At 63.2% G+C, this 25,675-nt stretch carries 24 protein-coding genes and 1 tRNA gene; 12 read left to right on the plus strand and 13 right to left on the minus strand.

The window, feature by feature from the left end; all coding sequences use genetic code 11:
• Window positions 1–149: 149 nt before the first annotated feature.
• Window positions 150–1,676: an ammonium transporter gene (locus DSM104635_RS19400; protein ID WP_228445768.1), complete on the minus strand. Its 1,527-nt coding sequence runs from the start codon at window positions 1,674–1,676 to the stop codon at window positions 150–152.
• Between the two features lie 183 nt (window positions 1,677–1,859).
• Here DSM104635_RS19400 and DSM104635_RS19405 point away from each other — a divergent pair, with 183 nt between their 5' ends.
• The 4 genes from DSM104635_RS19405 to DSM104635_RS19420 all read left to right on the plus strand — a co-directional run bounded on the left by DSM104635_RS19405 (window position 1,860) and on the right by DSM104635_RS19420 (window position 5,637).
• A complete protein-coding gene (locus DSM104635_RS19405; RefSeq protein ID WP_158767891.1) occupies window positions 1,860–3,119 on the plus strand; it encodes a UbiH/UbiF/VisC/COQ6 family ubiquinone biosynthesis hydroxylase in 1,260 nt (419 codons plus the stop codon).
• 81 nt (window positions 3,120–3,200) lie between these two features.
• Complete coding sequence (locus DSM104635_RS19410) at window positions 3,201–3,821, plus strand: transglycosylase domain-containing protein (protein WP_158767892.1); 621 nt, start codon at window positions 3,201–3,203, stop codon at window positions 3,819–3,821.
• 32 nt (window positions 3,822–3,853) lie between these two features.
• The gene (locus DSM104635_RS19415) at window positions 3,854–5,266 is read left to right on the plus strand and encodes an MFS transporter (RefSeq protein ID WP_158767893.1); all 1,413 of its coding nucleotides are present in this window, start codon (window positions 3,854–3,856) and stop codon (window positions 5,264–5,266) included.
• Entirely contained in the window at window positions 5,263–5,637 is a 375-nt protein-coding gene (locus DSM104635_RS19420) for a GtrA family protein (protein ID WP_228445769.1), read from the plus strand. Before DSM104635_RS19415 ends, DSM104635_RS19420 begins: the two co-directional genes overlap by 4 nt.
• Here the strand turns inward: DSM104635_RS19420 and DSM104635_RS19425 are convergent.
• A complete protein-coding gene (locus DSM104635_RS19425; RefSeq protein ID WP_158767895.1) occupies window positions 5,601–5,780 on the minus strand; it encodes a hypothetical protein in 180 nt (59 codons plus the stop codon). The genes DSM104635_RS19420 and DSM104635_RS19425 overlap by 37 nt on opposite strands.
• 671 nt (window positions 5,781–6,451) lie before the next feature.
• On the opposite strand from DSM104635_RS19425, the gene DSM104635_RS19430 reads away from it, so the two are divergent.
• On the plus strand, window positions 6,452–8,578 hold the full coding sequence (locus tag DSM104635_RS19430; protein WP_228445770.1) for a TonB-dependent receptor: 2,127 nt from the start codon (window positions 6,452–6,454) through the stop codon (window positions 8,576–8,578).
• Between the two features lie 76 nt (window positions 8,579–8,654).
• Here the strand turns inward: DSM104635_RS19430 and DSM104635_RS19435 are convergent, their stop codons facing one another.
• From DSM104635_RS19435 to DSM104635_RS19455, 5 genes are read right to left on the minus strand one after another with little or no spacing between them, the layout of a single operon-like run.
• Window positions 8,655–9,014 (minus strand): gamma-butyrobetaine hydroxylase family protein, encoded by a 360-nt coding sequence (locus tag DSM104635_RS19435; RefSeq protein WP_158767896.1) that lies wholly within the window; start codon window positions 9,012–9,014, stop codon window positions 8,655–8,657.
• Window positions 9,011–9,193 (minus strand): Trm112 family protein, encoded by a 183-nt coding sequence (locus DSM104635_RS19440; protein WP_228445771.1) that lies wholly within the window; start codon window positions 9,191–9,193, stop codon window positions 9,011–9,013. Before DSM104635_RS19440 ends, DSM104635_RS19435 begins: the two co-directional genes overlap by 4 nt.
• Before the next feature lie 8 nt (window positions 9,194–9,201).
• A complete protein-coding gene (locus DSM104635_RS19445) occupies window positions 9,202–9,864 on the minus strand; it encodes an LON peptidase substrate-binding domain-containing protein (RefSeq protein WP_158767898.1) in 663 nt (220 codons plus the stop codon).
• Window positions 9,861–10,763, minus strand: a complete 903-nt coding sequence (locus DSM104635_RS19450; protein ID WP_158767899.1) for a thioredoxin family protein — start codon at window positions 10,761–10,763, stop codon at window positions 9,861–9,863. Before DSM104635_RS19450 ends, DSM104635_RS19445 begins: the two co-directional genes overlap by 4 nt.
• Before the next feature lie 33 nt (window positions 10,764–10,796).
• Entirely contained in the window at window positions 10,797–11,363 is a 567-nt protein-coding gene (locus DSM104635_RS19455; protein WP_158767900.1) for a prolyl-tRNA synthetase associated domain-containing protein, read from the minus strand.
• 21 nt (window positions 11,364–11,384) lie between these two features.
• Between DSM104635_RS19455 and DSM104635_RS19460 the strand changes: the two genes are divergently transcribed.
• The 4 genes from DSM104635_RS19460 to DSM104635_RS19475 all read left to right on the plus strand — a co-directional run bounded on the left by DSM104635_RS19460 (window position 11,385) and on the right by DSM104635_RS19475 (window position 13,889).
• Window positions 11,385–12,140, plus strand: a complete 756-nt coding sequence (locus DSM104635_RS19460) for a DUF6065 family protein (protein WP_158767901.1) — start codon at window positions 11,385–11,387, stop codon at window positions 12,138–12,140.
• On the plus strand, window positions 12,137–12,892 hold the full coding sequence (locus DSM104635_RS19465; RefSeq protein WP_158767902.1) for a DUF6065 family protein: 756 nt from the start codon (window positions 12,137–12,139) through the stop codon (window positions 12,890–12,892). The genes DSM104635_RS19460 and DSM104635_RS19465 overlap by 4 nt, the downstream gene beginning before the upstream one ends.
• A gap of 130 nt (window positions 12,893–13,022) precedes the next feature.
• Window positions 13,023–13,724 carry a signal peptidase I gene (gene lepB, locus DSM104635_RS19470; RefSeq protein ID WP_158767903.1) on the plus strand — a complete coding sequence of 234 codons (702 nt, stop codon included), beginning with the start codon at window positions 13,023–13,025 and terminating at the stop codon, window positions 13,722–13,724.
• A gap of 90 nt (window positions 13,725–13,814) precedes the next feature.
• Window positions 13,815–13,889 (plus strand) — tRNA-Gly (locus tag DSM104635_RS19475).
• Between the two features lie 54 nt (window positions 13,890–13,943).
• Here the strand turns inward: DSM104635_RS19475 and DSM104635_RS19480 are convergent.
• The 4 genes from DSM104635_RS19480 to DSM104635_RS19495 form a co-directional block, all read right to left on the minus strand.
• Complete coding sequence (locus DSM104635_RS19480) at window positions 13,944–14,303, minus strand: hypothetical protein (protein ID WP_158767904.1); 360 nt, start codon at window positions 14,301–14,303, stop codon at window positions 13,944–13,946.
• Window positions 14,304–14,375: 72 nt separating this feature from the next.
• Window positions 14,376–15,215 carry an acyl-CoA thioesterase gene (locus tag DSM104635_RS19485; protein WP_187448158.1) on the minus strand — a complete coding sequence of 280 codons (840 nt, stop codon included), beginning with the start codon at window positions 15,213–15,215 and terminating at the stop codon, window positions 14,376–14,378.
• Window positions 15,216–15,297: 82 nt separating this feature from the next.
• Window positions 15,298–15,792, minus strand: a complete 495-nt coding sequence (locus DSM104635_RS19490; protein WP_158767905.1) for a thermonuclease family protein — start codon at window positions 15,790–15,792, stop codon at window positions 15,298–15,300.
• Window positions 15,793–15,843: 51 nt separating this feature from the next.
• Window positions 15,844–18,060, minus strand: coding sequence for a coiled-coil domain-containing protein (locus DSM104635_RS19495; RefSeq protein ID WP_158767906.1), 2,217 nt, complete (start codon window positions 18,058–18,060; stop codon window positions 15,844–15,846).
• 300 nt (window positions 18,061–18,360) lie between these two features.
• Here DSM104635_RS19495 and DSM104635_RS19500 point away from each other — a divergent pair, with 300 nt between their 5' ends.
• From DSM104635_RS19500 to DSM104635_RS19510, 3 genes are read left to right on the plus strand one after another with little or no spacing between them, the layout of a single operon-like run.
• Window positions 18,361–20,301: a PrkA family serine protein kinase gene (locus DSM104635_RS19500; protein ID WP_158767907.1), complete on the plus strand. Its 1,941-nt coding sequence runs from the start codon at window positions 18,361–18,363 to the stop codon at window positions 20,299–20,301.
• Window positions 20,302–20,310: 9 nt separating this feature from the next.
• Window positions 20,311–21,615 (plus strand): YeaH/YhbH family protein, encoded by a 1,305-nt coding sequence (locus DSM104635_RS19505; protein WP_158767908.1) that lies wholly within the window; start codon window positions 20,311–20,313, stop codon window positions 21,613–21,615.
• On the plus strand, window positions 21,615–23,156 hold the full coding sequence (locus DSM104635_RS19510) for a SpoVR family protein (RefSeq protein WP_158767909.1): 1,542 nt from the start codon (window positions 21,615–21,617) through the stop codon (window positions 23,154–23,156). Before DSM104635_RS19505 ends, DSM104635_RS19510 begins: the two co-directional genes overlap by 1 nt.
• Window positions 23,157–23,178: 22 nt before the next feature.
• Here the strand turns inward: DSM104635_RS19510 and DSM104635_RS19515 are convergent, their stop codons facing one another.
• Both DSM104635_RS19515 and DSM104635_RS19520 read right to left on the minus strand, forming a co-directional pair.
• Window positions 23,179–24,255: a hypothetical protein gene (locus DSM104635_RS19515; RefSeq protein ID WP_158767910.1), complete on the minus strand. Its 1,077-nt coding sequence runs from the start codon at window positions 24,253–24,255 to the stop codon at window positions 23,179–23,181.
• Window positions 24,256–24,337: 82 nt separating this feature from the next.
• Entirely contained in the window at window positions 24,338–25,630 is a 1,293-nt protein-coding gene (locus DSM104635_RS19520; RefSeq protein ID WP_158767911.1) for an ATP-dependent DNA helicase, read from the minus strand.
• Window positions 25,631–25,675: the final 45 nt, after the last annotated feature.

The raw sequence follows: 25,675 nt of genomic DNA on the forward strand, positions 1-25,675 counted from the left end.
TCCCGGTAAACGAGGGATGAAGATTCGGCTGCGAACAGGGTTACCCGCGCATTCATGTGGTAGTGCGCGAAACCCGCGTTAATGCAGGTAAAAAAGAATGAAACGCGGCTCCGTTGGGAACCGCGTTTCAAGGCTCGGGGAAGAGATCGTTACGAGTGGTAAGCGACTTCGCCGTGTTCGGCGTAATCGACGCCTTCGGACTCGATTTCCTTGCTGACACGTCCGCCGGTGAGGCCGCGGGCGATGACCCACACGATCAAGCTGCCGACGCCTGACCACGCGATGGTGACGAGAACGCCTTTGGCCTGCGAGATCACCTGCGGAACGATGCCCGGATAGATGGCAGCACCACCGGCTGCGTAGTCGACGATGCCCGCGCCGCCGAAGGCTGGGTTGACGACGATGCCTGTGCCGATGGCGCCGACGATGCCGCCAATGCCGTGGATGCCGAAGACGTCGAGGCTGTCGTCGTACTTGAGCCAGGTCTTGAGCGCCGAGCAGGCGAACAAGCAGATCGGTCCAACGACGAGGCCGAGGATGAGCGCGCCGACTGGGCCAGCGAAGCCCGCGGCCGGCGTGATGGCGACGAGGCCAGCAACGGCGCCGGAGGCGAGGCCGAGCAAGCTGGGCTTACCCTTGAAGATCCATTCGGTGAGCATCCACGACAGTGCTGCTGCGGCCGGCGCGATGAAGGTGTTGAAGAGCGCCAGCGCCGCGTAGGCGTTGCTCTCGAGGTTGGAGCCGGCGTTGAAGCCAACCCAACCGGCCCACAGCAGACCAGCGCCGATCATGGTGAGAACGAGGTTGTGCGGCGGCATCGGTTCTTTGCGATAGCCGGTGCGTGAACCGATCAGCAGGCAGCCGACAAGAGCGGCGACGCCGGAGTTGATGTGGACGACAGTGCCGCCGGCGAAGTCGAGCGCGCCGAAGCTCCAGATCAGGCCGGCACCGGCGGAGACCGCTTCCGCGTTGGCGGGATCGGAGGCCATGAGCGGGCCGCCCCACCACCAGACCATGTGCGCCATCGGATAATAGACGACGACCGGCCAAAGGATCGAAAACACCACAATTGTGCTGAATTTCACGCGTTCCGCGACGCCGCCGAGAACGAGCGCCGCCGTGATGCAAGCGAACGTCATCTGGAAGGCGACGAAGATGAGTTCGGGAATGGCGACGCCGACGGAGAAGGTTTCGATCAGCGTCGAGGTATCGACGCCGGCGAGGAAGGCTTTACTTAGTCCGCCCACGAACCTGTTCAATCCGCCGCCATCGGTGAACGACAGCGAGTAGCCGACAAGCAGCCACATCACCATGCCGATCGCGGTGACGACGAAGACTTGGCTCAGGATCGAGACCATGTTCTTCGCGCGCACCAGGCCGCCATAGAAGAGGGCGAGGCCTGGGATGATCATTATGAGCACCAGCACGGTGGAGATGAGCATCCAGCCGGTATCGCCCTTGTCGACGGTGAGCGCAGGCGCCGCGGCCTCTTCAACTGCTACGTCCTCAACGACGGCTTCAGGCGCGGCCGTTGCTTCAACGGCGGCAGGGGCCGCCTCTTGTGCAAAAGCGAGTTCCGGCGCGACGGCGCCGAGCGCGAAGGCGGCGGCAAGCGCCAACCCGCCCATTCTTATTACGCGCCACACGTCGCGCTGTGTTTCCCTGGATCGATTCATTGCCCCGCTCCCTCAAGCTGTTTTGGCTGGTGGAATTGACCGGGGCGCCATGCGCGCGGGCAAGGTTGAGAGCTGGAAGCATTGTGCAGTGCAGCGTCATCGCTCAAAAAAGCGGCAGGGCGCCTCATGCTTGCGCGTTGAGGCCGCATCGACGGGGGCGAGCGCGGAGGGCTATCGTTCGGCATGAGCAACGGACGCGGTTTCGATGCCGATGTGATTCTGGGCGGCGGCGGCCTGGTCGGGCAGACGCTGGCGTTGGCGCTGGATCAGGCGGGCGTCTCGGTCGCGGTGATCGACGCCTCGAAACCGGCTGACACGTTAGCGCCGACGTTTGATGGCCGCGCGTTCGCGATTGCGTTTGCCTCGTTCCGGATGTGGCGGGCGCTCGGGATCGGCGACCAGATCGACGCGCAACCGATCGAGCAGATCATGGTGACGGACGGACGCCTCGGCGATGGCGTGCGCAAAGGCGGGCCGTCGCTGCTGCATTTGCATTTCGACCGCGCCGAGATGCGCGATCATGACGAGCCGCTGGGCCTGATGTGCGAAGCGCGGCACGTGCGGCTGGCGCTCGATAGCGCGGTGAAGGCGAAGAGCTCGATCCGGATGATCCAGCCGATGTCGGTGACGTCGATCGAGCGCGATCCTGCCGGCGTGCGCGTTGCGCTGGCGAATGGCGAGACATTGCGGGCGCCGTTGCTGGTGGGGACGGATGGGCGGCGCTCGTTCGTGCGCCAGGCTGTCGGCATTCGCACTATCGGTTGGGATTATCCGGCGACGGCGATTGTCGCGACCATCGCGCATGAAGAGCCGCACAACGCAGTGGCGTACGAGCACTTCCTACCGAACGGGCCGTTTGCGATTTTGCCGCTCACAGGCAATCGCTCGAACATCGTCTGGGCTGAGCCGCGCAAGGCCGCGGACGCGCTGCTGAAGATGGGCGAGGACGACTTCCTCGCGGAGCTGCGGTTGCGGTTTGGTGATTTTCTTGGCGAGCTTTCGTTGGAGGGGCCGCGGTTTGGTTATCCGCTGTCGCTGCAATTGGCGGAGCGCATGATCGATGCGCGTGTCGCGTTGGCGGGCGACAGCGCGCATGGGATTCATCCGCTGGCGGGGCAGGGTTTGAATCTCGGTTTGAAGGATTGCGCGGCGTTGGCGGAGTGTATTGCTGACGGTGTTGCGCTTGGGTTGGACCCGGGCGACGTCTCGATCCTGGAGCGCTATCAGCGCTGGCGGCGGTTCGACAATGTGTCGATGGCGCTGGGGATGGAGTTCTTCGACAAGCTGTTCTCCAACGACATTCGCCCGCTCGCGGTGGCGCGGCGGCTGGGCTTGGGCGCGGTGAATGCGGTCGGCCCGGCGCGGCGCTTCTTCATGAAATACGCCGGCGGCGGCGCGGGCGATCTGCCGAAGCTGCTGCGCGGCGAAAGCTTGGCGGCTTAAGCATATTCATTCGACTTTTTAATTCGCCAGGGATGCGGCGTGCGCTTCTGGCTGCCGCGCAGTCGACGTATGCTGCGCTGAATGCGGGTCGTCTTTATCTTCGTGGTTTTGCTGGTGCTGCTCGCGCTTGCGCTGCCGACGACGTTTGCTGTGTCGTACTGGCTGGACGGCCGGGCGGTCATCACTCGCGCTGAGCAGTCAGGCGCGTTGCGCCCGGCGCTAGCAGGGCGGTTGACCACCGCGGAATACATGATCGCGATGAGCGAGTTTCGCGAGACATGGCGCACGCAAGCGCAGCCGTGCCGAACGTTTGCGAATATTTGGTCGGACCTCACGGGTGAGTTCGTCTCAACGGGTATGCCGGTCTCGCAGATGCTGTCCACGTCGTTGCTGGGAGAGCGGCGCGGAACGTCGATCCGCTGGCAGATGCAGCGGCTGATCGTGGCGTGCCAACTGGAGCGGCGGTACGACGACCGACAGATGCTGAGGCTCTGGCTTGAGGACGCTTACTTTGGACGCGAGGAGCGGGGCATCGAGGCTTCTGCGCATGCGTACTTTGGAAAGTCGAGCAGCGAACTCGACAGTAATGAGTCAGCTCGGCTGGCCGCTCTGCTAAAAGGACCCGGCATGCGCAGCAATCCGGAGCGCTGGACGGAACGTGCGCGCTTGATACAGAATCGTGTCGCCGAGATCGCGCGATGACGTGCTAGCGTGTCGCTCAGGGAGACGCGCGCATGACTGAAGCGACGGCGGCATTAGCGCAAGGGAAACCCGCCGCGCGCATTGATCGCGGCGCGTGGTCGTGGGCGCTGTTTGAGTGGGCGCGCAATCCGTGGGTGTTGCTCGGCACGATCTACGTGTTCACGCCGTACATCTCTAACGTCGTCATCGGCGATCCGGTGCGCGGGCAATCCATCATTGCGGGCTGGCACACGACGTCGGGCGCTATCATCGCGTTCACTGCGCCGTTTCTCGGCGCGGCAACCGATCGCATGGGACGCCGCAAGCCGCTGTTGGGCGTGGCGGCGGGTGTGTTGGCGCTGGCGATGGTCGCCATGTGGTGGGCGCTTCCGAATGGCGCCGGTCTGCCGCTGTGGGCGATTGGGCTTGCGGTTATCGTGAGCAGCATTTCGTTCGTCTACACCGAGGTGGTGCACAACGCGATGCTGACGCGCGCGGCGCCGCCGGGGACGCTCTCTCACGTTTCGGGCTTGGGGCTTGCGCTGGGCAGCGTCGCGTCGGTGCTGCTCCTGGTGTTTGTGCTGGTGACGATGGCGTTGCCGGGCCAGGTCGCTTTGCCGTTCCTGCCGGACGCGCCGATGTTCGGACTCGATCCGGCGCAATATGAGCCGAGCCGCATCGTCACACTCTTGTGCGCGGCGTGGCTGATCGTGTTTTCGATTCCGATTTTTCTTTACACGCCGGATTTGACGACGACGGGGGAATCCTTCGGCGCGGCGCTAAAGAACGGCGTCGGCAATGTCGTGCGCACCGTGATGAAACTGCGCGACTATCGCAATGTCGCGCTCTTTCTGATCGCACGCATGCTCTATGCCGACGGCAAGACCGCGATCCTTATTTTTAGCGGCGTCTATGCGTCGGGCACCATGGAATGGAATCTGGTGGAGATGCTGGCGTATGGCATCACGCTGACCATCTTCGCGATCGCCGGCGGGCTCGGCGCCGGACTGCTGGATCACGCGGTCGGCGTGAAGCGCGCTGTGGTGATCGAGATCGGCGTCACCATTCTTTGTCTGATCGGCATGGTGTCGATGGCGCCTGGGTCGATCTTCTTTACGCCGATCGAGCCGAACGTTGCGGTGTGGGATAGCCAGATCTTCTCGACGGCGCCGGAGCTTGCTTATCTCGGCTTCGCCATTCTGATCGCGATCTCCATCACCGCCGCGTATGCATCGAGCCGCTCGCTGATGGCGCGGCTGGCGCCGGCCGGCATGGAGGGCGAATTGTTTGGGCTTTATGCGCTGGCAGGATCGGCGACGGCGTGGCTGGCGCCGGGTCTGGTGGCGTATTTCACCTCGACCACTCAGAGCCTGCGCGTCGGCTTTGCCTCGATTGTCGTCCTGCTGTTGGCGGGCTTTCTGTTGCTGCTGTTTGTGAAGCCGCCGGCGCGTGAGCGCGCGGTGTGAGCGTGGCGCGGGAGTTTTTGCGCTTTGCGGCGGTGGGCGTTGCCGCGACGGCGGCGCACTACGCGGTGCTGATTGCGCTGAAGGAGCTGGCGGGCGTTGATCCGGTGCCGGCGACGGTGGTGGGCTTCGCGGTGGGTGCGGTGGTGAGTTATGTGCTCAATCGCATGTTCACGTTCGCGACGCGGCCGGCGTTTGCGTCGGGGCTGGCGAAGTTTTTGGCCATCGCGACGGTGGGCGCGTTCATCAATGCGGGGATCGTGGCGCTGCTGATTGGGCAGGGCTTGCACTATCTCGTGGCGCAAGTGATCGCGACCTTGGTGGTGCTGGTGTGGAATTACGCCGGCGCGCGGCTGATTGTGTTTCGCCAGTGACGCTTGAAGTATTGCACGTCGCGTTCGTGCTTTTCGGCGGCGGCGCGTGATTTGAAGGTGCCGAGGTTGCGGCGCTTGCCGGTCTTTGGATTCTTTTTACGCGAGTAGAGGCGGTAGCCGCCGGATTTCAGTTTGCGGATCATGCAAATCCGAACATCGTTGGCGATCCGTTCGTTCCGTCGTCATCCTGGGGCTTGGGCGAAGCCAAGAGCCCAGGACCCAGCGGATCGTAGAGCTGTGTGTTTGCCCCTGGGTCCTGGGCTCGCCCTGCGTGCGCCCCAGGATGACGATGTTGGAGGCAGATCGCCGGTTGTGAAAAAGAAGAAGGCCGCGGAGGGGGAGCTGTCCTCCGCGGCCTTCTCTTGTGCGCCGCGCTGAGCTTGGGCGGGCTTGGTTTGTCGTCGCCTTTGGGCTTTGGGGGTCTTAGGCGACGATCAGCGCGGCTTGGTTCATCAGGCTCATCGCGACCGGTGCGCAGACGGCGGCGGCGGCGATCAGGGCGTAAAACTTGGTCATGTGATTGGCTTTCGGTTCGGGGTTCGGATCAGGCGACGATCTGAGCGGCTTGCGCGAAGGCGGCATAAGCGGCCGGGGCGAAAACCAGAGCGGCGATCACGAGGCTGTAAAACTTGGTCATTGGCTTGCTCCGCAGGTCGAAGCGGCTTGCTTCGATAGGGAGAAGGTAGTGGGGCGTTAGGGATGGCGATGTGACGGGGGTCACGGGCGCGTTCGCTCGCAGTAAGCCGTTGGGAAATCGTATTGCGAATGCGTCGCAATTGAATTACGGGCAGATCCTCAATCGGTGGGGATGCAAATGAACAGTTCCGACGGCGCTCGGAAGAGCCTCTTTCTGGCGTGCGCGGCTGTGGCGATCAGCACGGCATTTGCGGCGACCGCCGCCGCGGAAATGACGAGCGCCGAGACGATAACGGTCATTGGCTCGCGCACTTACCGCGCGACGGACACGTCGAGCTCAACGAAAACCAACACGCCGCTGGTCGATGTCCCGCAGTCGGTGACCGTCATCACCGAAGTCGAAATTCGCGATCGCGCCGTGCAGAACTTGGCCGACACCGTGCGCTACGTTCCCGGCGTTTCGTTCGCGCAAGGCGAGGGCAACCGCGACACGCCGATCTTTCGTGGCAACGCATCTACAGCGGACATGTTCGTCGACGGCGTACGCGATGACGTTCAGTATTTTCGCGATCTCTACAATGTGGAGCGCGTCGATGTGCTTCGCGGCTCCAACGGGATGATTTTTGGCCGCGGCGGCGGCGGCGGCATCATCAACCGCATTACGCGTCAGGCGAATGGCCAAGACGTCCGCGGGTTCACCGCGCAGCTTTCGGGCGAGGGCGGCGGGCGCGTCACCGGCGATTTTGGAATGCGCATCGATGACATGGCCTCGTTCCGGGTTACCGGCGTTTACGAGGATTCCGAGGGCTATCGCGACGACGCTTTCTACGAACGCAACGGTCTCAACCCGACGTTCGCGCTGCAAATAGCGCCATCGACGGAGCTGCGCGTCGGCTACGAATACTACGATTACGAGTTCGTCGCCGATCGTGGCGTGTCTAGCTTCGCCGGCCGGCCGCTGGATATCGATCTGAGCACGTTCTTTGGCGACCCGGCGCGGAGCCCGACAACCGCCACCGTTAATGCGCTCAATGTGCGGTTCGAGCACGAGTTCGGCGGTGGGGTGCGGCTGGTGAACCACACGCGGTGGGGCATTTACGACAAGTATTATCAAAACATCTTCGCCGGCGCGACTTCCGGCGGCGGCGCCAATGTCGCGATTGAAGCGTACAACAACGCCACCGATCGCGATTCCTTGTTCAACCAAACCGATCTGACCTTCGATGTCGCGACAGGTTCGCTCCAGCACACGATCCTCGCTGGCATTGAAGTGGGCCGCCAGATCACGGACAATTTCCGAGAAACGGGCTTCTTCACCGATGTTTCGCCGACCGCGACTTCGATCATCGTGCCGGTCAGCAATCCGCGCTACACGGGGCCGGTGGCGTTCAGCCAGGGTGCGACCGACGCCGACAATCACGGCACGGCGACGCAATATTCCGTTTATCTGCAAGACCAGATCGAGTTCTCTCCGCGATGGCAGGCGGTGGTGGGCGTGCGCTTCGACCGCTTCGAGGCTGAGCTTCGCAACAACCGCAACGGCGCCGAGTTCAATGCCGAGGACAATCTGTGGTCGCCGCGCGTGGGCTTGATCTACAAGCCGGTCGAGAACGCATCGATCTATGCCAGCTACTCGCAGACGTTCGTGCCGCGCGCCGGCGAGCAGCTTGCCTCGCTGAACGCGACCAATTCGGCGCTTGATCCGGAAGAATGGGAGAACATCGAGCTTGGCGCGAAGTGGGATGTGTCGCCGACGTTGTCGCTCACGGCGGCGGTGTATCAACTGCGGCGCACCAATATCGCCATCACCGATCCGCTGAATCCGGCGCAGCTTATTTTGGTTGAGGGCCAGGAAGTGCGGGGCGTTGAGCTTGGCGTGTCGGGTGAGATCACTGACGCGTGGCACGTTGTCGGCGGCTACGCTTATCAGGACAGCGAGATACTCTCGAACCAGTCAGCGACCGTGCGCGCCGGGGCGACTCTGGCGCAGACGCCGGAGCATTCGTTCTCGCTGTGGAACCGCTACGATTTCACGCCGTCGATTGGCGCGGGCCTCGGCGTCATCTATGTCGGCGAGCGGTTTGCTACGGTGCAAAACTTGGTGACGCCGGCGAATAACGTCGTGCTGGAGGATTACACGCGCGTCGATGGCGCGGTGTATTGGACGGTCAGCGACAATCTTCGCGTCCAGCTCAACGTCGAAAACCTGTTGGACGAAGAGTATTTCGTGAATGCGCACAGCGCGACGAACATCATGCCGGGCTCGCCGCGCGCGTTCCGCGTGGGGCTAAGCGCGGCGTTCTAAGGCTGCGACAGGTACGCTTTGTTTGCACCACGTCTCACGCCATTGCGTGTGGTGGCGTGGCGCTTTCGCGTTTTGGCTACGCCTCGTCCCGCAACCCACGCAGCCTGAGCGTTTCGCGATACACGCGCAGCTTCTCTTCTTTGTGCGCGCCTAGATCGTAGATGAGGTCCCAGCTGTAGAGACCGGTGTCGTGGCCGTCGTCGAAGACGATGCGGACGGCGTAACGCCCGACGGGTTCGGCGCGGACGATGCTGACATTGGCTTTGCCGGTGACGGGCGCGGGCGCGTCGCCGCCGTGGCCTTTGTTCTCGGCGCTGGGGCTTTCGACGCGGAGCAGTTCGAACGGGATGTCGAACTTGGCGCCGTCGTCGAAGCTGGCGTGCAGTTGCTTTGCGGCGCGGTCGAATTGGAGATCGGTGGGCCAGGGGGCGGTCATTCGTCGGCTCCCAGCTCGCGGGCTTCGTCGATCAGCATGATCGGGACGCCGTCGCGGACGGGGTAGGCCAGGCGCGCCTTATCGCTGATGAGTTCTTGCTTGGCTTTGTCGTAGCGCAAATTGGTGCGGGTCTGCGGGCAGACCAGGACTTCGAGCAGTTTAGGATCGACGTCACTCATTCTCTGGCTCATTGCAGTGTACCAGGCGGCTGGGTGTCGTCGGCGGCGACGTCCCAGGCGAGCAGCGCGATCAGCGCGCGGGCGCGTTCGGGGAGCGTGACAGTCTCCAGCAGCGCTTGCTTGGCGGCGCTATCGAACGGGCAGATTTGGGCGGCGACATTGATCACGGTTTCTGTTGGCGCCTGTTCGACGGAATCCCAATCGACTTGGAAGCCGTGCAGGCCAGCGTAGCTCTTGAGTGATGCGATCAGCGACGGGCGGTCGATGCCGTGTTCGTCCGCGGGCGAGAAATCGGTGGCATAGCCGTCGAAGCTGACCAAAGCCTGGCGATAGGGCGTGCCGGCTTTGATCTCCTGGTGCATGTGGAAGCGGGCGATGCCGGTGAGCGTCACGAGATAGCGGCCGTCGTCGGTTTCGGAGAACGTGGTGATGCGGCCGACGGTGCCGACGTCGGCGAGTTCGGGGATGGTCTCGTGCTCTTCGCCGGTGGCGGGCTGGATCATGCCGATCAGGCGCTCGCCGCCGAGGGCGTCGTCGATCATGTTGAGATAGCGCGGCTCGAAGATGTTGAGCGCGAGCACGCCGCGCGGCAGCAGGATGGCGCCTTCGAGCGGGAAAAGCGCGATCTGCTGCGGCAGGTCCGCAGGCTTACGGAAGCCGAACGCGCTCATGAGAACAGAATCGCCGACAGCTTGCGGCGTCCCTGTTTGGCGACCTCGGAGGTGGGGCCGGCGGCTTCGAAGATTTTGAGGAGCTGCGTGCGTGCGGCGCCTTCGTTCCAGTCGCGGTTCTTGGCGATGATGGTGAGGAGTTCTTCGCTAGCCGCTTCGAGATCGCCACGCGCTGAGAGTGCTTCGGCGTAATCATAGCGCGCTCGCCAGTCGGTTGGGTTGGCGGCGACTTGCGCGCCGAGCTCGTCGTTGTCGCCGACGGCTTCGGCCTTGGCGGCGAGATCGAGCGCGGCTTTGACGCTGAGGACTTCTGGGTCGTTGGCTTTCTCGGGCGGGACGTGCGCGAGGATTTCTTGCGTTTGTTCGGCGTCGCCTTGGCTGAGCGCGATGCGCGCCATGCCGGCGATGGCTTTGACGTTTTCGGGATCGAGCTGCAGCACGGCGGTGTAGCCTTGCGCCGCGCCGCCAATGTCGCCGAGCTTCAGCGAGTCCGCGGCTTGTTCGAGCAGTGGTTCGATCTCGGCGGTCATGTCGGCGCCGGCGAGGCGATCGACGAAGAGTTTGATCTGGCTTTCAGGGATGGCGCCCATGAAGCCGTCGATGGGGCGACCTTGGTCGAATGCATAGACGGCCGGAATCGATTTCACACCGAGCTGGCCAGCGACGCCGGGGTTCTCGTCGATATTGATCTTCACCAGGCGCACTTTGCCGCCGGCTTTGCGCACGGCTTTCTCAAGCGGAGGACCGAGTGTTTTGCAGGGGCCGCACCAGGGCGCCCAGAAATCCACGATCACGGGCGCAGCGCGCGAGGCCTCGATGACGTCGGCCATGAAGCCTTGGTCGGAACCGTCTTTGACCAGCTCTGTTTCGGGCGGCGCTGCGCCGTCGATGAAAGTCATGCGTACTCCTCGTTGGGAGGGAAGATGGGCTGTTCAGGCGCCGGGTTCAATTCTTGACGGCGCGCCTTCGGCGTCGAAGGCGAGCCGGATCGGCTCGCGGCCCAGGGAACGGATGAATTTCAGGAGATCATCCGGGCTGATCGCGGTGGTGGCGTCGTTGCGGAGTGGGTGGAAGTTGACCGGGTCGTGGGCGAGGAAACCTTCGTCCAGCAGCAGGGTGACGTTGCGGTCGGGGTCGTTGATCAGAGCGAACAGCGTGACCGAGCCGGGCGTGACGCCGAGGTGCTGCATCAGCAGGTCAGCGTTGCAGAAGGTGAAGCGACCGGACGCGCCGATCAACTTGGCGACGGCGTTCAGATCGATCTTCGCGTCGCCAAGTGCGCAGAGCAGGTAGAGTCGGCCTTTTTTGTCTTTGAGGAACAGGTTCTTGGAATGGCCGCCGGGGAGGCTGGCTTTGATCTCGGTGCTTTCGGCGACGGTGAAGACTGGCGCGTGCCGGTGGGTGACGTGCGCGATGCCGAGCGCATCGAAGCGGGCAAAGAGATCGGCCTCGGTGGCGGGCGTTCTCCCAGGCGTAGCGGCGGGTAGCGAAGCAATCATTTGGCCCTATAAGTCGCAGCGATGAGGCTGACTTGCTACCCGTTGCAGACCTACCCGCCGGAAATTCGTCCCGGCCGGCCGGAACGCGATTGGATGGACGAGTTCACCGACCGCCACGCGTATCGTTGCCTGCCACTTACGATCGCCAACTGCACCGGATGGGAAATCGTGACGCCGGCGGCGTTTCGCGCCACGTGGAACGGCGGGCGCGATGTCAGCGACGTCATTGTTGAATCCGAGAACGACATTCACAAGGCGTTCGTGATGTCGATGTTCGCGCGCGGCACGCTGACGTTCGGCCCGGGCTGGCTGTTTCGCACCGAGCCCGGTTGGGACATGTGGGTCGGCGGGCCGCCGAACACGATCAAGCACGGCATCCAGCCGCTGACGGGCATCGTCGAGACCAGCTGGCTGCCGCAGCCTTTCACCATGAATTGGCGCTTCACGGCGCCGGGCACGGTTGAGTTCGAGAAGGGCGAGCCGTTCTGCATGATCATGCCGACACCGCACAACGCGATCGATGCGTGCGAACCGGAGATCAAAGCGCTCAAGGATGATCCCGAGTTCGAGGCGGAAACGCAGGCTTGGATGAAGGGGCGCACTGAGTTCATCGCGCGCGTGAAGGCGGGCGATCCGGAGGCGGTCGGTCAAGTCTGGCAGCGCAACTATTTCGCCGGCAAGACGCTGCGCGGCGAAGCCGCTACCAGCGACCACATTCACAAACGCAGATTGGCGCAGCCGCGCGTGGCAGGCGCGGAAGACCAAGGTTCAGAATGAAACTCACGTGCTACCAAGTCGATCCGCAGCCAGCCGAGATGGTGCCCGGTTCGCCCGATCGCGAGTGGATGGATAAATTCTCGGATCGGCATCCGTACCGGTGTTTGCCACTGGTGGTGGCGAACACGACCGGGTGGGCGTTGCTCTCACCGGTGAGCTTTACCGCGACGTGGAATGGCGGGCCGCGCATCGAAGATATTCGGCTCGATCCGGATGACGACACGCCGCGCGCATTGCTCGATCGCTGGGCTGTGTCGCACTTTTCTGGCGGCGTGCTGACGCTTCACACTGGCTGGCTGTTCAAGACGGAGCCCGGGTGGGATTTGTGGGCTGGCGGACCGCCGAACCATCTCAAAGACGGCATCCAGCCTTTGATCGGCGTGGTGGAGACCTATTGGCTGCCGTTTCCGTTCACGATGAACTGGCGCTTCACGCGGCCGGGGATGATCTCGTTCAAGAAGGGCGAGCCGTTCTGTTTTGTGTATCCGCTGCCGCACGAAAAGATGGATGAGGTGCAGCCGATCATCAAATCGATCCACGACGATCCGGAGCTGAAGAAGCAATACGAAGCGTGGGGCGCGAGCCGCACCAACTTCCTCAACAAGCTCGGCGATAAAGATAGCGAAGCGGTGAAGCACGGTTGGCAACGCGATTATTTCCGCGGCCGTACACCGGAAGGGCATGTCGCGCCGGATAGCCATATCAATCGCCGGCGGCTGAAAGCGCCACGCAAGGCGGAGCCGGGCGAGTGAGCGCGGCGCTGCACCGGCCTGGGCGCGTGGTGTGGGACAATCACGCATGCGCGCCGTTGCGGCCTGGGTCGCTGCTGCGCGTGGCGGAGCACGCCTGGCGCACGTAAAAGAAGTTGGTGGGGGAGCCGAAATGACGAACGCGGAAACCGGCAGGCGCCGGCGCAAGGGCTGGTTCACGCCGACCGTAATCACGCTCGGCTTGATTGCAGCGCTGTTCATCTCGCCGTTTGGACTTGGGTTTCGGCTTTACCGGGCGCCGTCGGGATCGATGCAGCCAACGGTTTACCCCGGCGACTATTTCGTGATCACAAAGTGGTCGTACGGCTACAGCCGTTATTCGGCAGCGCCGTTGTCGTTGATGTTTCCGGCGGGGCGCGTGTTCGCGCGTCAGCCGGAGCGCGGCGACCTTGTTGTCTTCCGGCCGGCGCCCGAGCCCGATCGCGATTTCATTAAGCGCGTGGTCGGCGTGCCTGGCGATCGCATCCAAATGATTGACGGCGTTCTGCACATCAACGGCGTCGCTGTGGAACGCGAGTCGCTCGGCGACGTGTCGTTCGGGGACGAATACGGCGGCACGGTCGAAGCGCAGCTCTACCGCGAAACACTTCCCGGCGGTGCGAGCTATCGCACACTCGAACGCGGCGACGGCGAGTTGGACAACACCCGCGTGTTTGTCGTGCCGGCCAACCGGTATTTCGTCATGGGCGACGACCGCGACAATTCCGCAGACAGCCGCGTGCCGTCGGTGGTGGGCTATGTGCCGTTCGACAATTTCGTCGGCCGTGTCGCCTGGACCATCCCGTCTTCGCCCTCGGAGCGATTGCCGGAATAGGGCGGTCGTCGCCCCTTGCTTCCGTGGCGGGGCTCTGCGATATGAGCCGCCTTCTCAGGCCCGGGCGCTAATCTGGGCCACCCCACGGATGCGGGCGTAGCTCAGGGGTAGAGCACAACCTTGCCAAGGTTGGGGTCGTGAGTTCGAATCTCATCGCCCGCTCCATGTTTCTCTCAGATAACTCTTTGGTGGCCCCACCGGTGGTGGGGTTCGTGCGCGTTAGCGGCCGATCGCGCCGTGGTTCATTGCGTCGGTTAGCAGACCGTCGAGCGCCTTCATCTCGGCGCTGCCGGAGAGGCGGAGCAGGCGGTCGGCTTGCTTTAGGGCGTCGGCGCACCGGAAGGCTTGGTTGCGCTCGGCTTCGCTGATGGCGGCGGCCATGATTTGCAGCATGTGGCGGCGATCTTCCGGCGTGCTGAGATCCATCGCTTGCACGCGGAGACGCCGGAGCATGTGGCCGAGAGAGGGAAGCTGGCCGGCTTCCTCGAGCGTTCGCCGATCTTTCCACGGCTTCTTGCCCGTCCGCCGCCGGCGGTCGGGGCCAAAATAACCATGCGTATCGACCCATTTCTCGCGCATTTGGCCCAAACGCTACGCCCGCAGTGCTAACGCGCCGTTAGTGATACGGTACTTCGAACCGCTAGCGCACCGTCAGCCGCGCTGGCGGATCAGGCCTTCCTGCGCCACCGACGCCACCAGCACGCCGTCTTCGCGATAGAGCGCGCCGCGGTTGAAACCGCGTGCGCCGGAGGCAGAAGGGCTGTCCTGCACGTAGAGGTGCCAGCGAGCGAAGTTGGTAGGGCGGTGGAACCAGATGATGTGATCGAGGCTCGCGGTCTGCACGCCGGACTGCCAGCTGACGCCGTGCGGGCGCATGGCGGTGCCGAGCAGAGAGTAATCGGAGGCGTAGGCGATCAGGGTTTGGTTGAGCGCGATGTCGTCGCCGACATCGGCGCGGGCGCGGAACCACGTCATCTGATGCGGCGGCTTCACCATGGGCTTGGCGGCATCGACCGGGTCGATGGCGCGCATCTCGATTGGCAATTCGCGGAGCCAGCGTGTGTTCTCTTCTGGCTGGGTTTTCACCCAGGTTTCGATGAGCTTGCCGATGTGTTCTGGCGAAGGCGCCTCGGGCATTTCGCTTTGGTGCTCGTATCCCTCTTCGGGCACCTGGAACGAGCAGGCCATGTTGAAGATCTGCTCGCCCTTCTGGATCGCAAGCACGCGGCGGGTGGCGAAGCTTTTGCCGTCGCGCGAGCGCTCGACCTGGTAGAGCACCGGGCGCGTCGGGTCGCCGGGGCGGATGAAGTAGCTTTGCAGCGAATGGCAGATGCTGCCGTTTACGGTTTTGTACGCGGCGGTCAGCGCCTGCGCGACGACCTGGCCGCCGAAGATGCGGGTGCGCTCTTCCGGCGGAGAATTGCCGCGGAACAGGTTCTCCTCGATCGGTTCGAGGGAGAGCGTTTGAATCAATGTGTCCATCGGGGACATGGGTGCGCCTAACGGATCGGGGAGAGATGAGCCGCATATGGCGTGGCGGGCGCACTCAGCACAAGCGCGACGCCACGTCAGATCAGGGGATCAGGTTTCCGTCAGCGTTGCACCAGGGTTCGCGGCGGCCGCGCCAAGGGCGAGCGAGGCCGTCGGCGATCAGGGTTTCGCCGAGATCGCGGCCATCGACGCGGACGTAGGCGATGGTGCGGCCGTAACGATCGATGCGGCCGGTGGGGCGGGTTTCGAAGGCGCGGGCGTTGGTGATGAGCGTGCGGGCTGTGCGCGTGGCGCGGTTGCCCAGTTCTCGTTCGGCGGCGCAGCGCGCGCGTGAGCCGGTTTCGGGTGTGTCGATGTTGACGAGGCGATAGGTGATGTCGGTCGTCATGTCTTCGAGCGTGTCGCCGTCGATGACGCGGATATTGCTAGTGTCGGCGTTGGGCGTGATGGATTTCGCGGTTTCAGCGCGGGCTGAGGCGGCGGGGTCGTTGCCGATCGCGGGCAATGCGAAGAAGCCGGCGATCAGCACGCAGGCGAAAACAGCGACGGCGAGCAGCAGATTGGGGCGCGATTTCATGCGCGCCAGCGAGCGCTTAAGGTCTTACCGAAACGTAAATGCCGTGGCGGCTTAAGCCGATTTCACGTCGCGTTCGGCGCTGGCCTCGGCTTCGATGAAGCGCTGCTCGATCATCGCCACCGTGTCGGCGACTTGTTCCAGGGTGCGCACACTGCGTTGCTCGATGCCGTGGATGCGGTCCTCGATGCGGGTGCGCAGATCCTTGAACGCGGCGAGCATGTCGTCTGTGGGGGCGGTGGACGCTGCGGCCGTAGCGGCGACGGGCGCGTCTTCGAGCGTTGCCAACCGTGCGTCGTTGTCGGCGACGAAGCGGGCGATGTCGTTGCGCAGCATATGCAGCGCATCAGTCTGGCGCTGCTCCATACCGGCGACGCGGACTTCGAGTGCGAGCACGAGATCGCCGATATTGGCTTTCTCGTTGAGCGAGATGTGGTCGAGGCGAACGTCGGCGAGCGCGAGTTCGACTTGGTGCGCACGATCCTCAGCACGCTGGGTGCTTTCGACGCTTTGCGCAGCGACGCGGTTCAGCATGCGGGCGACGCCTTGAAGTGATTCATCTGCGCTGGCGGTGCGGGCTTCAATGTCGGCGATGCGGCCGGTGAGTGTGTGTTCGAGGCGGCGGTCGTCAGCGCGTTCGGTGAACGCGGCGATTTGCTGGCGGATCATCGCGAGCGCTTGTTCAGTTTCCGCGATGCCTGACGCTTCTTCGAGCTGTGCGAGGCGTGCGGCGAGCGGGGCGTTGTCGGCTTCGACGCGGGCGAGGGCGCCATCCATGAGCGTGAGGCGTGCGGCGATGCCAGTTTGATCTTCGCGCAGCGCGGTGGTTTCGGTGACTACTTGGTTGCGCAGGGCGTCGAGTTCGGCGCGGGCGCTGCGTATCGCGATTTCGATGTGGTTCTGGGCGGCGGTGTCACTGGAGGCGATGTCGCGGGCGAGCTTTTCGAGTGAGGCAAAGGTCGAGGCTTCGACGCGCTCGATCTCGACAATCAGCGTTTGGCGGAGGTGCGCCGTCTCGCGCTCATTGTTGTTGGTGCGGGCGGAGAGGGCGTCGAAACGGGCGTCGGTTTCGCTTTGCGCGTCGTCCAAAGCGCCGCGCAGGCGGTTTTCGACGGCTTCGCGCACGGCGCCGAGTTCGTTGATGGTGTTGCCGACAGCGACGTCGATGAGCTTGAGGCGCGCCAGTTGCGAGAGCTGATCTTCGCGCACGGCGATGATCTCGGCGCTCAAGGCGGCGCGAGTGTTTTCGAGTGCGGCGCGGCTTTCTTGGCCGGCGAGGGCGATGTCTGCGGCGAGCACGCTAGCGGTTTGGCGGAGGCCCTGGGCGGTTTCTTCCAGCGCGATCTGCGCGGCGTCTTCGACGTCGGCGATCTGAGCGCGGAGCTGTTCGGAGACGCGGCTGTTGAAGCGCTCGTTTTCGGCGACGCGATCGGTCAGGCCGGCGATGCGCTCGGAGGTTTCGGCGAAGGCGGCTTGGACGCGGGCGCGGGTTTCGCTGACGCCGTCAGAGACGCGCTCGTCCAGTACGTCGCGCATGGTGCGGAGTTCTTGGATCAGGTGTGCGACGGCAGAGTCGGCTTGCTCTGCGGCGGCGTCCGCGGCGGAGCGGACGTCGTGCAGGCCGGCGCCGAGGCGATCGGCGATCTCGTGGGCGAAGGCCGAGAAGTCTTCGGCGACGGCGTGCTTCAGCGTTTCGTGGGCGTCGGCAAGGACGGCGTTGGCTTGTTGGGCGGCGCGCGCTTGGCTCTCGACGTAGTCGATGCGGTGCGAGAGGCCGCCGGCGCGTTCGTCTTGGGCTTGGCCGAGCGCGCCCATGTTGTCCTCGAGGACAGCGATGTGCAGCTGCAGGCCGGTGACGACGTTGTTGATCTCTTGCTGGGTCTGGCCGAGCGCATGGGCGGTGTCGCCGGCAAGCGCTTCGGTTTCGCCCAGGCGGGCGGTGACGTCGTAAAGGGCGGTATCGACCGCGTGGATGGCGCCGTCGAGGCCGCCGACAGAGGCGCTGAGGCGGCGTTCGAGCCCCTTGAGGCGGTGGCGGACGGCAAATCCTTCTGGAGATTCAGGCGGTGGCGCAAAATTCACAGCCTCTTCATGCGCAAAAGGAGCAGTTTCAGCCTCGCCGAGGGCGTTCACCTGGTCGATCAGTGCGCTGCGCAGCAGCATGTCGGTGAGGTAGTCGCCGACGTTCACGCCCAGCCGGGCCGCTTCCGCGACCGCCTTCTCGCGGACCTCAGGCTCGACGCCCTTCAGGACCCAGGAATTCTCACTCATCACGATTTGCCTTCGCGTGCGGACCTCCTTGGATGACCCATCGTGCTTAAGGTCGCGTAAAATCTAGGCTTTTGCCTTTTGTTAAGCGGCAGGCCCGGCAATCGTTGCGGCGGTGTTCAATTTTGCCAGTTTCCGGCGCCTGTCCGGCCGCAAATCATGTCATCGTGAGCGTGCAATGGGGCGGGTCGGGCGCTGGTTGCGCTGCGATCTCCTTACGGGCGCCAGATTCACATGGCGTTTTGGTAAGCGTCGGCCGTCGGTCTACCTATGTAGAGTCTGGCGGGGCGCGACGGAGGCACGATGTCTGAGGATATCTTTCGCAGCTACGCCCGCACTTTCGAGCAGCGGCGCGAAGCGGAAATGTCGCTGCAGGACTTCTTAAGTCTCTGCCGTGACGACCCGATGGCGTACGCGACGGCGCATGAGCGTCTGCTCGCGGCGATCGGCGAACCGAAAATGGTCGATACGTCGAAAGACGCGCGGATGGGCCGCGTGTTCATGAACCGCACTATCCGTGCGTATCCGGCGTTCGCGGAATTCTACGGCATGGAAGAGACGATCGAACGGATCGTCGCGTTCTTCCGCCACGCCGCGCAGGGTTTGGAAGAGCGGAAGCAAATTCTCTACCTGCTTGGGCCTGTTGGTGGCGGCAAGTCATCGCTGGCCGAGCGCCTGAAAGCGCTGATGGAAGAGCAGCCGATCTATGTGCTGAAGGCCGGCAATGAGATGAGCCCGGTGTTCGAACATCCGCTTGGCCTGTTTGATCCAGCGGTTTGGGGCGCGAAGCTCGAAGAAGAGTATGGCATCCCGACGCGGCGTCTCACCGGGCTGATGAGCCCGTGGTGCGTCAAGCGGCTCGACGAATTTGGCGGCGACATCACGAAATTTCGCGTGGCGAAGCTCAATCCGTCGCGGTTGCGCCAGATCGGCGTCGGCAAGGTCGAGCCGGGTGACGACAACAACCAGGATGTCTCGTCGCTGGTCGGCAAGGTCGATATCCGGAAGCTGGAAATGCACGCGCAGAACGATCCTGACGCGTATTCCTACTCAGGCGGCTTGAACCGCGCCAACCAGGGCATGCTCGAATTCGTCGAGATGTTCAAAGCGCCGATCAAGATGCTGCACCCGTTGCTGACGGCGACGCAGGAAGGCAATTACGTCGGCACGGAAAACATCGGCGCCATCCCGTTCACCGGCATCATCATGGCGCACTCGAACGAGGCCGAGTGGCAGACGTTCAAGAACAACAAGAACAACGAAGCCTTCATCGACCGCATCTACGTCATCAAGGTGCCGTACTGCCTGCGGGTGCAGGAAGAACGGCTGATCTACGAAAAGCTGATCCGCGGTTCTGAGCTCTCGGAAGCGCCGTGCGCGCCGGGGACGCTCGAAATGCTGGCGCGGTTCTCGGTGCTGTCGCGCTTGAAGGAGCACGAGAACTCCAACGTGTTCGCGAAGATGCGCGTCTACAACGGCGAGAGCCTGAAGGAGGTCGATCCTAAGGCGCGCACGATGCAGGAGTATAAGGACGCGGCTGGCGTCGACGAAGGCATGGACGGCATCTCGACGCGGTTTGCGTTCAAAGTGCTGGCTGCGACGTTCAACCATGACACCACGGAAGTGGCGGCCGATCCGGTGCACTTGATGTACGTGCTGGAACAGAATGTCCGGCGCGAACAATATCCGCAGGAGACTGAGAACAAGCTGCTGGAGTTCGTGAAGGCCGAACTGGCGCCGCGCTATGCGGAGTTCATCGGCAATGAAATCCAGAAAGCATATCTCGAAAGCTATCACGATTTTGGGCAGAACCTGTTCGACCGCTATGTCGACTTCGCCGACGCCTGGATCGAGGACATCGACTACAAGGATCCGGACACCGGCCAGCTGCTCAATCGCGAGCTGTTGAACCAGGAGCTCTCGAAGATCGAGAAGCCGGCCGGCATCGCCAACCCGAAGGATTTCCGCAACGAAGTGGTGAAGTTCACGTTGCGGGCGCGCGCCGGACATGGCGGCAAGAATCCGTCCTGGACCTCGTACGAGAAAATCCGCGAAGTCATTGAGCGGCGCATGTTCTCACAAGTGGAGGATCTGCTGCCGATCATCAGCTTCGGCTCGAAGAAGGACGGCGATAGCGAAAAGAAGCACGAGGAGTTCGTGTTGCGCATGACTGAGCGCGGCTATACCGAGCGGCAAGTCCGCCGGCTGGTCGAGTGGTATATGCGCGTCAAGCAAGCCGGGTAAGCGCCGCCCATGAACATAATCGACCGGCGGCTTAATCCGGGTGGCAAGAGCTTCGCCAACCGGCAGCGCTTTTTGCGCCGCGCCCGCGCGCAAGTGCGGCGTGCGGTGCGGGAAGCGTCGTCGAGCCGATCGATCAAGGATGCCGGCAAGGGCGGGGAAGTTTCGATTCCGGCCGGCGGTGTGCATGAGCCGCACTTGCGTCGCTCAAGCCAGGGCGGCGTGCGGGACTACGTTTTGCCGGGCAACAAGAAGTACATTAGCGGCGACAGCATTCCGCGGCCGGAGCAGGGCGGCGGGCAAGGCTCGAAGGCGAGCGATAGCGGTGAGGGCGAAGACGAATTTCGTTTCGCGCTGTCGGACGAAGAATATCTCGATCTCTATCTCGAAGATTTGGAGCTGCCGGATTTGGCCAAGCGCCAAGTCGCGGGCGCGACGTCGGTGTTGTGGCGCCAGGCTGGGTATTCGACGTCAGGGCCGCCATCGCGGATTTCGGTGCCGCGCACGTTGCGGCACTCGATGTCGCGCCGGATCGCGCTGAAGCGACCGAAGGCGGATATCATTATCGCGCTGCGTACGGAGATCGAAAAGCTTGAACGTGAAGGCGGGCATTTCGATGAGCTGGTGAAGCTGCGCGCCGAACTCGAACTGTTGCTGCTACGTTCGAAGCGGATTCCGTACATTGATCCGGTGGACGTGCGCTTCCGCCGGCTGGAGACGACGCCGAAGCCGATCGCCAAAGCGGTGATGTTCTGCCTGATGGACGTCTCCGGCTCGATGAACGAGCACATGAAGGATCTGGCGAAGCGGTTCTACTCGCTGCTCTATCTGTTCTTGAACCGGCGCTACGAGCACGTCGATGTCGTGTTCATCCGGCACACCCATGAAGCGCAAGAGGTCGACGAGCAGACCTTTTTCTATTCGCGCGAGACCGGCGGCACGGTGGTGTCGACGGCGCTGTTCGAGATGCAGAAGATTGTGCGCGAGCGGTATCCGGTCGATCAATGGAATATCTACGCGGCGCAAGCGAGCGATGGCGACAACACGTCGAGCGATAACGCCGTGGTGTTGGGTCAGTTGCGCGACGTGATCCTGCCGATGTGCCAGTATTATGCGTACGTCGAAGTTGGCATGGACGACGAAGAAGAGGCGCCGGGCGCGGGTGAGCCGAGCACCAACCTTTGGCGTGCATACCGCCGCGTGACGGACGAGCAGCCGTTCGCGATGCGCAAAGTGCGTCACCGCCGGGATATCTATCCGGTGTTCCGGGAATTGTTCGCGCGCCGCCCCGAAGGCGTCGCGGCGGAGGGCGCGTGATGAGCTTGCTAGCGCCTGAGTCCAAGCTGCTGTTCAAAGGCCCCGATTGGGATTTTGATCTGATCAAGCGCGTGCACGAAGCGTGCGGCGAGATCGGCATCAATGAGATGGGGCTCGATCCCTATCCCAATCAGATCGAAGTTATCACCACCGAGCAGATGTTGGATGCGTATGCCTCCACAGGCATGCCGCTGTTCTATCGGCACTGGTCGTTCGGCAAGGAATTTGCGCGCAACGAGGCGCTCTACCGCAAAGGCCATCAGGGCCTGGCGTATGAGATCGTCATCAACTCGAACCCGTGCCTCGTCTACATCATGGAGGAAAACTCCGCGACGATGCAGACGTTGGTGATCGCGCACGCGGGCTACGGGCACAGCCACTTCTTCAAGAACAATTACGTGTTCAAGCAGTGGACCGACGCCGGCGGCATTCTCGACTACCTTGAGTTCGCACGGGCGCTGATCGCGAAGTACGAGGATCGGTACGGGCAAGAGGAAGTCGAGCGCCTCTTAGACGCGGCGCATGCGCTGCAAAGCCACGGCATTCATCGCTTCCCCCGGAAGCGCATGCCGGACTTGCGCTCGGAAGAACGGCGCGAGGAGGAGCGGCGCTTGCATGGCGAGCAGCTGTTCAACGATCTCTGGCGCACGGTGCCGACGGGCAAGCGCAAGCTGAACAAGGACGAGGACGCCAAGCGTAAGGCGCTGCTCGGGCTGCCGGAAGAGAACTTGCTCTATTTCTTGGAGAAGACGGCGCCGCGGCTGCGGCCGTGGCAGCGCGAGATTTTGCGCATCGTGCGGCTGATCAACCAGTACTTCTATCCGCAGCGGCAAACCAAAGTGATGAACGAAGGTTGCGCCACCTACACGCACCATCGCATCATGAATCGCCTGCACGAAAAGGGTCAGATCAACGACGGCTCGTTCCTCGAGTTCATCCACTCACACACTGGCGTCGTGCTGCAGCCTGGGTTCGACGACCGGCGCTATGGCGGCATCAATCCGTACGCGCTTGGTTTTGCCATGTGCAACGATATCGAGCGCATCTGCACCAAGCCGACGGACGAAGATCGCGAATGGATGCCGGCTATCGCGGGCAATGGCGACGCGTACGGCACGCTGCGGGATATCTGGGCGAACTATCGCGACGAAAGTTTCGTCTCGCAATTCCTGTCGCCGGCGTGCATTCGGGATTTCGGCTTGTTCAATGTCGTCGACGACGAGGAGCAGGACGAGATGAACGTGGCCGCGATCCATGACGAGCGCGGCTATCGGCGGATCAAGCGCCAGCTGTCGAAGCACTACGACATCGCGTATCGCGATCCGGACATTCAGATTGTGGATGTGGACTTGGCGGGCGACCGCAAGCTCATCCTTTCGCACCGTGTGCTCGACGGCATGGTGCTGGAGGAGCACGACACCGAGCGTGTGCTGCAGCACGTCGCTGATCTCTGGGGCTATGACGTGAAGCTCGTGGAGCAGGACGATAACGGCAACGTTAAGGGCGAGCACACGGCGAGCCCGCGCCGGGCGTTTGCTTAACGACGCCTGCCCAACGCGGACTCTAGTCGTGCACGGCGCGGCGCTCGCCGTCATCGTCGTCGTCCCGCGCCAGCGATCCAAGCGCGCTGCATTCTGGATCGACGCCGGTGCACGTCCCATCAGCGAGGTAATACGTATTGTGGCTACCGCGGTCGTGGGGTAGCGGCACGCCGCGCGCAATGATGAAATTGCGGGAATGTGCGCCGTACATGCCGGCGGGCACGGTCATCGGGGCAAGCACGACGTAGCTTCGTGACGCGATGAGATAGTCCGATTGGAAGGAGGCGAGATTGCCGCTCCGCAGGCGTCGTGTCGCGGCGCGATTCCAACCCTCGATATCTTGGGCATTGGCTGGCCGAATGATTCCCCGCGATTGAAGCGTCGCTAGACCTCGGTCGCGGGGCGGAACGGCGTCCGATGTAACTTTGACAGTGGCGCGGATGGCGCCCGAGCGCACAATCGTATCGGTTTCGCTATGGCGGAGCGTTGTACCGAACACAACGGAGTGCGCGGCGTAGACGCCATCGAAGCTCTCGACCTCCAGGCCCGTCGCGCGAGTGATGGTGTTCACGACGTGATCGAGTTCTGGGCCGCCTTCGTAAGCATAGCCGAGACGTCCGCAAAGGGTGCGACCGTCCGAGTACATATTGAAGATGACCGGGACGTTGTCCGGCAGGTTGGCAACGGCTTGGTTGTGATAGCCGGACAGTATGACAGCGTTGATCCGCTCAGCCGGCGCACTGGAAAAATCCCATATCGTCGGCTCGTACGCCATTAGCAGCAGGATACGGTCATCTCCCGACTCGCTGCCTGTGACGGAGATCAAGGTCGTCTGGTGCTCATCGTCGCCGAGGCGAACGCCCAAGTTGCGCGCGCCTTCGTAAGCGCCGAAAGCCACGATCGGCGCGCGTTCTACGGCGCGCGGAAGGCAAGCACTTGAGGGCGCCGGCCGCTCGATCTCGGCTTGATGCAAGGCGGCGGTGACAACGCTTTGTCCGCCCGTGCGAGGCCATTGCGTTACGAACGCGCCGCTTGCCGTGTCGCAGCCTGCGAGCACCGCCAGGCAAGGCGCCGCCAAAACTAGAAGGAAAATCCGCAACGTCATCGCCCACGACAACTAAGAGCAGGGTGCAGCTCTAGCAGGAGAGCGCTAACCGGCGTTTACGGAGCTTGGTTAATCTTCAAATGCCCAACCGCGCCAGACCGTCTGCGATCGCCGGATCAACTTGCACATCGCGTGGTGAGAGCGGACGCGTCAGGCGCAGTGTTTCCATGCTGCGCGCGCGGGAGAGTGCGACGTAGGCCTGACCCGGCGCAAAGGCGCCGCGGCCGAGATCGATTTCGACGCTGTCGAGCGTCATGCCTTGGGCTTTGTGGATAGTGAGCGCCCAGGCGGGGGCGAGCGGGAATTGCACGTATTTGAATTCCTCTTTCACCTCCATGCGGTTTTCCTTGGCGTTCCAAGTCCAACGCGCTTGCGGCCAGGTGGCGCGCTCGACATCGACTTCGCCACCGGCATCGAGGACGACTACGATCAGCTCATCATCGAGCGACTTCACGGTGCCGAGTGAGCCGTTGACCCATCGGTCCGCGGGATCGTTCTGCGTGAAGATCACGCGTGCGCCGCGTTTCAGCACCAGCTCCATCGGCGCGGGAAAGCGATCGCCTTGCGACTTGGGTGGTTCGCCTTCGAACGCGCCGGTGTAGCGCGCCGCCGCGGTTTCGAGAGAGGCGAGGCCGTTGGCGTTGTACCTGTCAGCGACGGCGTTGGTGGCGCAGAGAAGGACGGGGCGTTTCGGCAACGAGCGATCGAGGCAAACGGTGTTGAGGATGGTCACCGCTTCTTCGACGCCGCGGCTTTCGCGGATGGAGGAAAGCAGCGCGATGAAGTCTTGGTTGGTTTGGCGATGCACTTCGGTGAGCTGCACGGCGGCGATCGGTGCGTCGCGGAGGCAATGCGCGGAGAAGGCGTAGGGTGTGGAATAGCCGGCGTCTTCCAGGAGCTGCCCTTCCTCGCCGCGCACGACGGGCGGCAGCTGGTAGAAGTCGCCGACCAACAACATCTGCACGCCGCCGAACGGGCGCGAAGATTTGCGTGCGACCTTTAAGTGCTGATCCATGGCGTCGAGCACGTCGGCGCGAAGCATGGAAACTTCGTCGACGATCAGCCGGCTGATCGCGCGCGCGGTGCGTTGGAAGAACCAGTGCGGTTTTTCCTGAAGGCCGATCAGCGGGCGCGGCGGGAAGCCGAAAAAGGAGTGCACGGTCTGGCCGCCAATGTTCATGGCGGCGAGGCCGGTCGGCGCCAGCACGGCTTGAGGGTATTGCGGGTCGGCTTCGACCAGCGATCGGATGAAGTGGCTTTTGCCGGTGCCGGCGCGGCCGACGACCATCACGATCGGCGTGCGATCAGACAGCGCGGCGCGCGCTTCCGCGACGGCGGGATCGGGCTGAGGCGCTGTGGGGAGAATCATCTCCCGACTATATAGGCGCCCCGCCGATCCCGCTAAGTCGCGGCC

The sequence above is a fragment of the Terricaulis silvestris genome (assembly GCF_009792355.1).
Classification (GTDB): domain Bacteria; phylum Pseudomonadota; class Alphaproteobacteria; order Caulobacterales; family Aquidulcibacteraceae; genus Vitreimonas; species Vitreimonas silvestris.

Excerpts from the sequence above, each read along its gene's own strand:
- DSM104635_RS19400 (WP_228445768.1), bottom strand. The coding sequence starts at position 1,676 with ATGAATCGATCCAGGGAAACACAGCGCGACGTGTGGCGCGTAATAAGA.
- DSM104635_RS19415 (WP_158767893.1), top strand. The coding sequence starts at position 3,854 with ATGACTGAAGCGACGGCGGCATTAGCGCAAGGGAAACCCGCCGCGCGC.
- DSM104635_RS19405 (WP_158767891.1), top strand. The coding sequence starts at position 1,860 with ATGAGCAACGGACGCGGTTTCGATGCCGATGTGATTCTGGGCGGCGGC.
- DSM104635_RS19440 (WP_228445771.1), bottom strand. The coding sequence starts at position 9,193 with ATGAGTGACGTCGATCCTAAACTGCTCGAAGTCCTGGTCTGCCCGCAG.
- DSM104635_RS19485 (WP_187448158.1), bottom strand. The coding sequence starts at position 15,215 with ATGTCCCCGATGGACACATTGATTCAAACGCTCTCCCTCGAACCGATC.
- DSM104635_RS19410 (WP_158767892.1), top strand. The coding sequence starts at position 3,201 with ATGCGGGTCGTCTTTATCTTCGTGGTTTTGCTGGTGCTGCTCGCGCTT.
- DSM104635_RS19490 (WP_158767905.1), bottom strand. The coding sequence starts at position 15,792 with ATGAAATCGCGCCCCAATCTGCTGCTCGCCGTCGCTGTTTTCGCCTGC.
- DSM104635_RS19465 (WP_158767902.1), top strand. The coding sequence starts at position 12,137 with ATGAAACTCACGTGCTACCAAGTCGATCCGCAGCCAGCCGAGATGGTG.
- DSM104635_RS19430 (WP_228445770.1), top strand. The coding sequence starts at position 6,452 with ATGAACAGTTCCGACGGCGCTCGGAAGAGCCTCTTTCTGGCGTGCGCG.
- DSM104635_RS19500 (WP_158767907.1), top strand. The coding sequence starts at position 18,361 with ATGTCTGAGGATATCTTTCGCAGCTACGCCCGCACTTTCGAGCAGCGG.
- DSM104635_RS19425 (WP_158767895.1), bottom strand. The coding sequence starts at position 5,780 with ATGATCCGCAAACTGAAATCCGGCGGCTACCGCCTCTACTCGCGTAAA.
- DSM104635_RS19505 (WP_158767908.1), top strand. The coding sequence starts at position 20,311 with ATGAACATAATCGACCGGCGGCTTAATCCGGGTGGCAAGAGCTTCGCC.
- lepB (WP_158767903.1), top strand. The coding sequence starts at position 13,023 with ATGACGAACGCGGAAACCGGCAGGCGCCGGCGCAAGGGCTGGTTCACG.
- DSM104635_RS19510 (WP_158767909.1), top strand. The coding sequence starts at position 21,615 with ATGAGCTTGCTAGCGCCTGAGTCCAAGCTGCTGTTCAAAGGCCCCGAT.
- DSM104635_RS19480 (WP_158767904.1), bottom strand. The coding sequence starts at position 14,303 with ATGCGCGAGAAATGGGTCGATACGCATGGTTATTTTGGCCCCGACCGC.
- DSM104635_RS19455 (WP_158767900.1), bottom strand. The coding sequence starts at position 11,363 with ATGATTGCTTCGCTACCCGCCGCTACGCCTGGGAGAACGCCCGCCACC.
- DSM104635_RS19460 (WP_158767901.1), top strand. The coding sequence starts at position 11,385 with ATGAGGCTGACTTGCTACCCGTTGCAGACCTACCCGCCGGAAATTCGT.
- DSM104635_RS19435 (WP_158767896.1), bottom strand. The coding sequence starts at position 9,014 with ATGACCGCCCCCTGGCCCACCGATCTCCAATTCGACCGCGCCGCAAAG.
- DSM104635_RS19450 (WP_158767899.1), bottom strand. The coding sequence starts at position 10,763 with ATGACTTTCATCGACGGCGCAGCGCCGCCCGAAACAGAGCTGGTCAAA.
- DSM104635_RS19445 (WP_158767898.1), bottom strand. The coding sequence starts at position 9,864 with ATGAGCGCGTTCGGCTTCCGTAAGCCTGCGGACCTGCCGCAGCAGATC.
- DSM104635_RS19520 (WP_158767911.1), bottom strand. The coding sequence starts at position 25,630 with ATGATTCTCCCCACAGCGCCTCAGCCCGATCCCGCCGTCGCGGAAGCG.
- DSM104635_RS19495 (WP_158767906.1), bottom strand. The coding sequence starts at position 18,060 with ATGAGTGAGAATTCCTGGGTCCTGAAGGGCGTCGAGCCTGAGGTCCGC.